This is a genomic window from Longimicrobium sp. (assembly GCF_036280135.1).
In the GTDB taxonomy this organism is placed as follows: domain Bacteria; phylum Gemmatimonadota; class Gemmatimonadetes; order Longimicrobiales; family Longimicrobiaceae; genus Longimicrobium.
Map to the genome: position 1 here is coordinate 1 of NZ_DASURI010000920.1, position 8,085 is coordinate 8,085.

An 8,085-nucleotide genomic window follows, 5' to 3' on the forward strand; every position below is an offset into this window, starting at 1 on the left:
CCCGCATCGCCTCGTTCAGGTCGTACTCCACGCGGACGAACTCCACGGCGGGCACCTCGCCGCGCACGTCCAGCAGCACGTACCCCGCGCGCCAGTCGCCGTCCTTGGGGCGGCCCACGGAGCCCGTGTTCACGAAGTGGATGCCCTCCACCTCGCGGTGCCACGGCTTGTGCGTGTGCCCAAAGCAGATCACGTCGCCCCGGACGGCGCCCGCCTGCGCGGCCATCTTCAGGCAGAAGTCGTCCGGTCGGTCCTCCGTCCAGTACGGCGTGTTGAGCGTGGGCGTGCCGTGCACCAGCACCACGCGGGGGCCGGGCGCGTGGCCCCCGCGCGGGCGCAGGTCCAGCCGAAAGGGCAGGGACGCGAGGAACCGCCTGGTCTCCGGCGTGACGTGCGCCCGCGTCCACGCGTAGCTCTCGTGCGAGAGCGCTTCCTGCCGCGGGTCCTCGTACCGGCACCCGCAGTGCGGATGGTCCGTCGCCACCGTGCTGTCGTAGTTGCCCGCGACGCCCGGAATGCGCAGGTCGCGCAGCAGCGCCACCGTCTCGTTGGGCCAGGGCGCGTAGCCCACCAGGTCGCCCAGGTGATACGTGGCGTCCGCCCGCCCGTCCACGTGCGCCAGCACCGCGCGCAGGGCGGGAAGGTTGGCGTGGATGTCCGAGATCAGCGCGTAGCGCATGGATTGCAATCCGCTCGATCGGGAGGTTGAATCCGGCCGCCCGTGGGGATCGCGGACGGCCGGCGAACGGCACCCTCACACGGGGCCCGGCGGATCACGATCGCCGTGGCCTCGGGGGAGGTTGATGGGTTTGGATGCTCAGCTGCAGCAGCCGGGCGCGCAGCAGGCGGACGGCGCGGCGGCCGCCTCCGGCTTTCGCGCGCGGACAAAGGCGCCCATGAATCGGCCGTCCACCTCGGCGGCCATGGCGTCCGCGTCCAGGCCGGCGCCCTCCAGGAACGCGCGGGCGTCCTCCACGCGGTAAACGCGCGTGGGCTCGATGTCGGCGGCCTCGAATCCCACGTCGGCCAGCAGGCGCTTGAACTCGGACTCCTCCAGCGCGCCGGCCACGCATCCCACCCACAGCTCCATGCTGCGCTTTACGGCCTCGGGCACCTCGCCGCGGACGACGACGTCCGAGACGGCGAAGCGGCCGCCGGGCTTGAGCACGCGGAACGCCTCGCGCAGCACGCGCGGCTTGTCGGCGGAAAGGTTGATGACGCAGTTGGAGATGATGACGTCCACGGAGCCGTCGGGGAGCGGGATGTTCTCGATCTCGCCCTTGAGGAACTCCACGTTCTCCACGCCCGCGCGCCGCTGGTTCTCGCGGGCCAGCGCCAGCATCTCGTCCGTCATGTCCAGCCCGTACGCCTTGCCCGTGGGACCCAAGCGGCGGGCGGAGAGCAGGACGTCGATTCCGCCGCCGGAGCCCAGGTCCAGCACCGTCTCGCCCTCGCGCAGCTCGGCGAGCGCCGTGGGGTTGCCGCAGCCGAGCGACGCGAGCACGGCCTGCTCGGGAAGGACGGCCGTCTGGCCCTCGTCGTACAGGTTGGCGGTGATGGGGTCGCACCCGCCCAGCGCGGCCGACGCGCCACAGCACCCGTTGCCCTGGCCCGCCACCACGCGCAGGGCCGCCTGTCCGTACTTCTCCCGCACGACCTCGCGCACCGCCGTATCCGTGCTGCTCATCCTGCCTCCTCGCGTTGATCGCATCAAAATTTGTTGATGCGTTTGGGTAAAAGAAAGGGTGCGGCTATGCGCAGCACCCACCTTCGGTACGCCATGCTGCTTCCGGCGGCGGCTTGGCCGCGGCGGCGAATTCCGCGATGGCGTCCAGCACGTCGGGGTTGAGGGAGTAGTAGACCCAGCGGCCCTGCTTTCGGTCGGTGACGATCCCGGCCACCTTGAGCGTCTTGAGATGGAACGAGAGCCGGGACTGTGCCGCGCCCAGCGCGTCCGTCAGGTCGCACACGCAGCGCTCGCCGTCGCCCAGCCGCCGGACGATCTCCAGCCGGGTCTCATCCGAGAGCGCGTGGAACCAGCGCGCCGCCTGGGCAAGGTCGAGCTTGGTCTTCATGGCTCGGAGTATACATCAACAATTCTTGATTTGTCAACGGGCATGTGTGGATCGATGGCGGACGGCCGGGTTTTCGTCGCGCGGCGTTGTCTCGCGCCTGGGCGGGTAAACCCCCACCATGAGCCGCGTTCCAGCCTGAGCGGCTAAAGCCGCCGCTAGGACAGCGGTAAGCCCTGTCTCGCGCCGACGCGCTCTGCGAACAGGGCTTCAACCGCCAACGCGGGCCGCCACCCGGCGGAGGGCGGGCGTCCACCGCGAGATGACGGCGGGTGCAGTCCGCGCAGGCGGACTTCGCGAAGTTCCAGCGGCGAATTTCATTCGCTCTGGATGGCGCGAGGCCCACCTCCGCATCCCCTCACCCGAGACGCGCGCGAACCCACGCGCAATCCACGCCGGCGGCCACGGCACTCGCCCGTGACGGACCCGTCGGCGAAGGCCGACATCACGTTTTCGGTGCCGCGACTTCAGTCGCCGGGGCTGGATGCGCGCCCCGGCGCACCGAACCTCGCCGCCGCGCATCCGCCGATCCGTACCTTCGTACCTCGTACCTTCGTACCGGCTTCTGCTTCCGCACTCACGCACTCACGCACTCACGCACTGCCGTCATTCACCACCCGCAGCCGCAGGTGCACGGTGGTGCCCTCGCCGGGAACGGAATCCACCGTCACCTCGCCGCCCCACGACTCCACCAGCCGCCGCACGATGGCCAGGCCCAGCCCCGTGCCGCTGCTCTTCGTCGAGAACTGGGGCTCGAAGATGCGGGGCAGGGACTCGGCGGGGATGCCCTCGCCGGTATCCGCCACGTCCACGTGCAGCCACTGGCCGCCGCCCGTCTCCGCCGCCGCGATGCGCACCTCGCCCGCGCCGTCCAGCGCCGCACGGGCGTTCTCCAGCACGTTCACCAGCACCTCCTTGAGCTCGCCCGCGCGGGCGTGCACGCGGGGCGCGTCGACGGGCACGTCCAGCACGTACGCGATGCCGTCGCGCCCGCCGCGGTACAGCGCCAGCACCTCGTCCGCCACGCGATGGACATCGACCGCGTCCACGGGCGCGCCGGGCTCCGCCGGGGCCCCAAAACGGGCGAACGCGCGGCTGATCTCGCCCAGGTGGTCGATCTCGCGCAGCACCGCGTCCACGTTGCGGTCCAGGATGGTGCCGAAGTCGTCGCGCCCGTCGCCCCAGGCGCGGCGCACGTGCTGCACGGCCAGCTTGATGGGCGTGAGCGGGTTCTTGATCTCGTGCGCCACCTGCCGCGCCATCTCGCCCCACGCCAGCACGCGCGCGCTGGTGATCTCGTTCGTCACGTCCTCCAGCACCAGCACGGCGCCGCGGGGGCCGTCCATCTCCAGCCCCCGCATCCGCAGGCGGATCACGCGGCCTTCCACGTCGCGCTCCTCCACCCGCTCGCGGGCGCCGCTGCCCAGGAACTCGCGGACGGTGGCGGAGACGGCGGCGGGAACGGGCCGGTCGTCCGGGATACGGGCGCCCACGGGCACCTCCGCCCCCAGGATCTGCCCGGCGCGGGGGTTGATGAGCTGCACACGGCCCTGCGCGTCCAGGGCCAGCACGCCCGTGCCCGCCTCGCTCACGATGGCCTCCGTGCGCCGCGTCTCGGCCACGAGCGCGCTGCGGGCCTGGCGAAGGCTGCGCACCATGCGGTTGAACGAGCGGTACACCCGGCCGAACTCGTCCCTTCGTCCCCCCGGCAGGCGCACGGACAGGTCGCCCGCGCCCACGGCGGACGCCGCGCCGCTCAGCGCCTCGATGGGCCGCGAGAACGCGCGGCCCACCAGCAGCGACAGGACGACGGAGAGCGCCGCGCCAAACAGGCCGAAGAGCGCCACCACGTCCGCCAGCTCCCGCTGCCGCCGCGCGATCTCGCCCGTGGCCAGCGGCGTGGGCGACGCCAGCACGTCCGCCGCGCCAAAGCGGCGGTAGGCCACCAGGTACTCGTGCCCGGCCAACTCGCGGTCCTCCACCCGCTCCACGGCCTCGCCCACGGCGAAGTCGAGAAAGACGGACGGCGGCAGCCACACGTGGTACAGCCCCAGGTCGATCACCTCCGGCGTGGCGGCGCCCGCCAGCACGCCGCGCTGGTACAGCAGCAGGTCCGCGCCCACGTGCCGCGCCAAGTCGCCCAGGGGCTGCCCGTGCGACTCCGACGCGGCCTGCGTGAGCGCCCGGTCCGCCAGGGCCGCCGCCGTGCGCACCACCTCGCGTGAGAGCGCGCGGTACGCCGTGGCGCCGAACGCGGCCATGGGAAGGAGAAAGAAGACGAACAGGGCCACCGTCAGCCGGCCCCGAAAGGTGAACAGCCATCCCCACTGGGCGCGCTCCACGCCCAGCGGCTCGCCGCACAGCGTCCGCGCCAGGGCCCAGACGGCCGTGGCCACGACCAGCACCATCACCAGCGCCAGCATCCCGCGCGCGACGAGCAGCAGGTGCGACGGCGTGGGCACCAGCAGGTGCGCGTGCATGGTCTGCCGGGGAAACGCCACGGCCCGGTCCGTCCGCCACCCGGTGCCCCCCTCGTCCCGCACCCACGCGAGCGCCTCGGCGTGGTGCGCCGTGGCCGCCGGCGCGGCCACGAGCGAGAGCGTGGCCGCCTCGTCCGCGGGCGACGCGGGCTCGCCGCCGGGGTCCAGGAAGCGGGCCAGCGACGTCGCGCGGCCCAGGTACGCGCGCGGCGGGACGACGACGGATACGCTCCGCTCCCCCGTCAGCGGCACCACGAGCAGGTAGTGCAGGCCGGGCACGTCCGTCACCCGCTCCAGCTGCGGCCCCTCCTCGCCCCGCGACGCCTCCGTGAGCGCGGCGATGCGGTCCGCGGGGAGCGCCGCGTCGGCCAGGCGCAGCTCCGTGCCCACGCGGCCGCCGTCCCACAGCGTCACGCGGCCCTCGTAGCCCTCGCGGGCCAAGCCGGCCTCCACCCACGCCTGGTACAGCAGGCTCACCCCCTGCCGCCCCTCCGCGTCCAGCCGCAGCACCTGCTCGCTGAACTGGCGCAGGAGAAAGTCCAGGAACGGGTCCGCCTGCGTCCCCAGCCGCGCCACCTCGCGCTCCGACTCGCGCAGCCGCTCGTTCAGGTGCAGCGTCCAGAGCGTGGAGAGGGAGAGCGTGGCGGCGATCCACCCCGCGCACACCCATGGCAGCAGGGCCCCGCGGCGCACCTCCGACCGGGGGATCCCCAGGGACGCGACGAGAAAGGGGACGGCCCACGCCGCCGCGATCCACACGGGCGCCTCGCGCCCCGGCCGCCACCACGCCACGAGGGCCAGCCCCATCCCGCCTGCCAGCAGCAGCGCCGCCACGACGGCCTCCCAGCGCAGGGGCCGCTCCTTTTCGCCGTGGCCGATGAGCACGAAGAGGGGGATGGCCCCCAGCAGGGCGAGCGCGACGATGAGGGGCGCCCCGCCCGCCGGCCGGTCCGCCAGCACGCCGGCCGCCACGGACGCGTCCACGAGGGCCAGGGCGCCCACGAGCGCCGCCGCCGCCAGGACGATCCGCAGGGGGAAGGGGATGCGCTCCGCGAAGCGCGCCGGCTGCAGCCGCGCCAGCAGCCAGACGGCCAGCCCCGTCAGCGCCAGCAGCAGCTGGCCCAGCGTGGCGTCGCCGGGAAGGGGAAGGACGAAGCGGACGGGGGAAAAGACGGACGCCGCGCCCGCCGTGTCGCCCAGCAGCGTGCCGATGGGGACCAGGATGAGCGACGCCGTCAGCACGGCGATGGGCGCGCCGGGCGCCCGGTCCGCGCCGCGGTACCAGGCCAGGGCCAGGATGAGCGCGGCCAGCAGCCACGCGCCCGCCACGTCCCACCGTCCCTGCTGGCTCACCCGCTCCCGCCAGCGGTCCTGCGTGAGCGTCTGGAACACGCCGCTCAGGATGCGCGTGTCGCCCGTCGTCCAGTCCCAGATCACGTCGCCCTGGGCCAGCTCCGGCGTGGTGAACTGGGGGACGATGCCGTTCTCCGCCGCGAACTGGTCCGCGTACGGCACCGTGCCCTCGCCCACGGCCACGTGCGCGTCCAGCAGCACGGCCGCCACGGCCACGTTGCCGCTCTGCAGCCGCTCCGCGAAGTACACGTAGCCAAAGAGCGGGCCGGCCGAGAACGACGACTTCACGAAGCCCCGCCGGACGGAATCCGGAACCGCGCCCCGGTGCTCGCCGGCCCACACCAGGGGCGAGCCGTCCGGGCGAAAGACGGCCAGGGCCGTCACGTTCTCCCGCCGCCGCACGGCGTCCACGCGGGCAAAGAGCTGCGCCGTGACGGGAACGCGGGGGCCCACGAGGTTGGCCGCCCCCAGCACGGCCCGTCCGCCGCGGTCAAAGATCTCGTCCAGGCCGGCCTGCACCCGCGCGCCGGCGCGGTTCTCCACCCGCGTCCGCAGCCCGGGGACCAGGGGGATGGAGTCTCTCCACCCCGGGGTCAGCGTGTCCACGGCCACGCCCGTGACGGCGCGGTCCTCCCAGCGATGGGCGATCTCCCACAGCCGCCACTGCGTCCGCGCGGCCAGGGCCACGGCCAGCGCCAGCGCCAGGCTGCCCGCGATGCGCCAGGGCCGCGCGGCGGAGCGCGTGAGCAGCGCCCATGCGGCGGCGCCGCCCGCCGCGCCGGCCAGCCAGCCGGGGGCAAGGCGCTGCAGCCACAGCGCGAGCAAAAGAATTGCGAGCCATCCGCCGGCCCAGCCCAGCGCGTCGCGGCTGGGTCGCCGCCGGCGCGCGCGGCGGGGCGGGGCGGCGGGTGCTTGCGCCGCGGGCTCGTCAGCCATTACCGTCGTTTCGATGCCATCCTCCCATCGTTCCTACGCCCTCTCGGACCTCCCCTGGACGGAGGTCGCGGCCCACCTCAAGCACGACCGGCGGCTCATTTTGCCCGTCGGCGCGTGCGACCAGTCGGGGCCGCACCTGCCCGTGGGCGCCGGCACCTGCGTGGCCGAGTCGCTGGCGCGCGACCTGTCGCAGGAGTTCGGCGTGCTGCGGGCGCCCACCGTTCACTACGGCGTGAACCTGCCCGGCGAGGAGACGTACGCCGGCACGGCCGCGCTGCGGGCCAAGACGCTGCACCGGGCCCTCAACGAGCTGCTGGTGCAGTGGAGCGCGCAGGGGTTCGACGAGTTCGTCTGCATCACGGCCAACGCGCACGGTCCGCACGCCGAGGCCGTGGCCACGCTGCGGGCACCGGGCGGGCGCGTGCGGGTGATCGAGGCGCTCACCGTGGACCTGTCGGGGCACATCGCGGGGGCGCCGGGGCCGGAGCACGCCGGCGAAGCGCTCACGTCGCTGCTGCTGCACCTGCGGCCCGACATCGTGCGGATGGACCGCGCGCGCGACTTTACGATGGACCCCGACACGGCCCGAAAGTTCGAGGGCGGGCGGCTCAAGCGCATCCCCCTGGCCAGCGGCGGCGCCGTGGGGCAGCCCACGCTCGCGTCGGCCGAGAAGGGGCGGGCCATCTACGAGCACATCCTGCAGAAGATCCGCCTGAAGGTATTCATCGCGCCGCCTCCTGACGAGGAGGAGGAGTGATTCGCTTGTTTTTCGCGGCTTGAGTGGACGGGTGGAGGCGTTGATCGGAGGAGGGTGCAGGGACAGCGAACCACTTTCGCACTTTCACACTTTCGCACTTTCGCACTCCCGCACTTTCGCACTGCTGTCTTGGGCGTGTCCCTCCGCTGCGCTCCGGGCCGGGCTGCGCGCGCCGTAGGCAACGATACAACTGTTGCCAACGGCGCCGAGCCCCCTCCGCGTCGGGACAACGATACGGCTGTTGTCCCGTCGCTCCGGGGTCTCGGCCCTGCGGGCGCGCATCCCTCACGCAACGGCTCCGTGCCGCCGGGCTCGTGCGGATGGGCTGATGTTCTACCGTCCGCGGAGGGTCCCCTCCCCCCGGCCCCCAGCCCCCGCTTCGCGGGGGAGGGGGAGAACTGCCGGGACTCCGCCGGAGTTCGGGATCTCGCCCATGCCCAACCCCTCCCCCGAAGTTGGGGGAGGGGTCGCCACCGAGCCGCGAGGA

At 73.4% G+C, this 8,085-nt stretch carries 5 protein-coding genes; 1 reads left to right on the forward strand and 4 read right to left on the reverse strand.

Annotated features, from left to right (window positions below; genetic code table 11):
- From VFZ20_RS29650 to VFZ20_RS29665, 4 genes are all read right to left on the reverse strand, one after another.
- The coding region (locus VFZ20_RS29650) for a metallophosphoesterase family protein (RefSeq protein ID WP_329687580.1) at positions 1-679 on the reverse strand (679 nt) is incomplete at its 3' end.
- 138 nt (positions 680-817) lie between these two features.
- The gene (locus tag VFZ20_RS29655) at positions 818-1,687 is read right to left on the reverse strand and encodes an arsenite methyltransferase (RefSeq protein WP_329687581.1); all 870 of its coding nucleotides are present in this window, start codon (positions 1,685-1,687) and stop codon (positions 818-820) included.
- A gap of 64 nt (positions 1,688-1,751) precedes the next feature.
- The gene (locus VFZ20_RS29660) at positions 1,752-2,075 is read right to left on the reverse strand and encodes a metalloregulator ArsR/SmtB family transcription factor (RefSeq protein WP_329687582.1); all 324 of its coding nucleotides are present in this window, start codon (positions 2,073-2,075) and stop codon (positions 1,752-1,754) included.
- A 590-nt stretch (positions 2,076-2,665) separates the two neighbouring features.
- Positions 2,666-6,841 carry an ATP-binding protein gene (locus VFZ20_RS29665; protein ID WP_329687583.1) on the reverse strand — a complete coding sequence of 1,392 codons (4,176 nt, stop codon included), beginning with the start codon at positions 6,839-6,841 and terminating at the stop codon, positions 2,666-2,668.
- 13 nt (positions 6,842-6,854) lie between these two features.
- On the opposite strand from VFZ20_RS29665, the gene VFZ20_RS29670 reads away from it, so the two are divergent.
- The gene (locus VFZ20_RS29670) at positions 6,855-7,598 is read left to right on the forward strand and encodes a creatininase family protein (RefSeq protein ID WP_329687584.1); all 744 of its coding nucleotides are present in this window, start codon (positions 6,855-6,857) and stop codon (positions 7,596-7,598) included.
- Positions 7,599-8,085: the final 487 nt, after the last annotated feature.

Excerpts from the sequence above, each read along its gene's own strand:
- VFZ20_RS29670 (WP_329687584.1), top strand. The coding sequence starts at position 6,855 with ATGCCATCCTCCCATCGTTCCTACGCCCTCTCGGACCTCCCCTGGACG.
- VFZ20_RS29660 (WP_329687582.1), bottom strand. The coding sequence starts at position 2,075 with ATGAAGACCAAGCTCGACCTTGCCCAGGCGGCGCGCTGGTTCCACGCG.
- VFZ20_RS29655 (WP_329687581.1), bottom strand. The coding sequence starts at position 1,687 with ATGAGCAGCACGGATACGGCGGTGCGCGAGGTCGTGCGGGAGAAGTAC.
- VFZ20_RS29665 (WP_329687583.1), bottom strand. The coding sequence starts at position 6,841 with ATGGCTGACGAGCCCGCGGCGCAAGCACCCGCCGCCCCGCCCCGCCGC.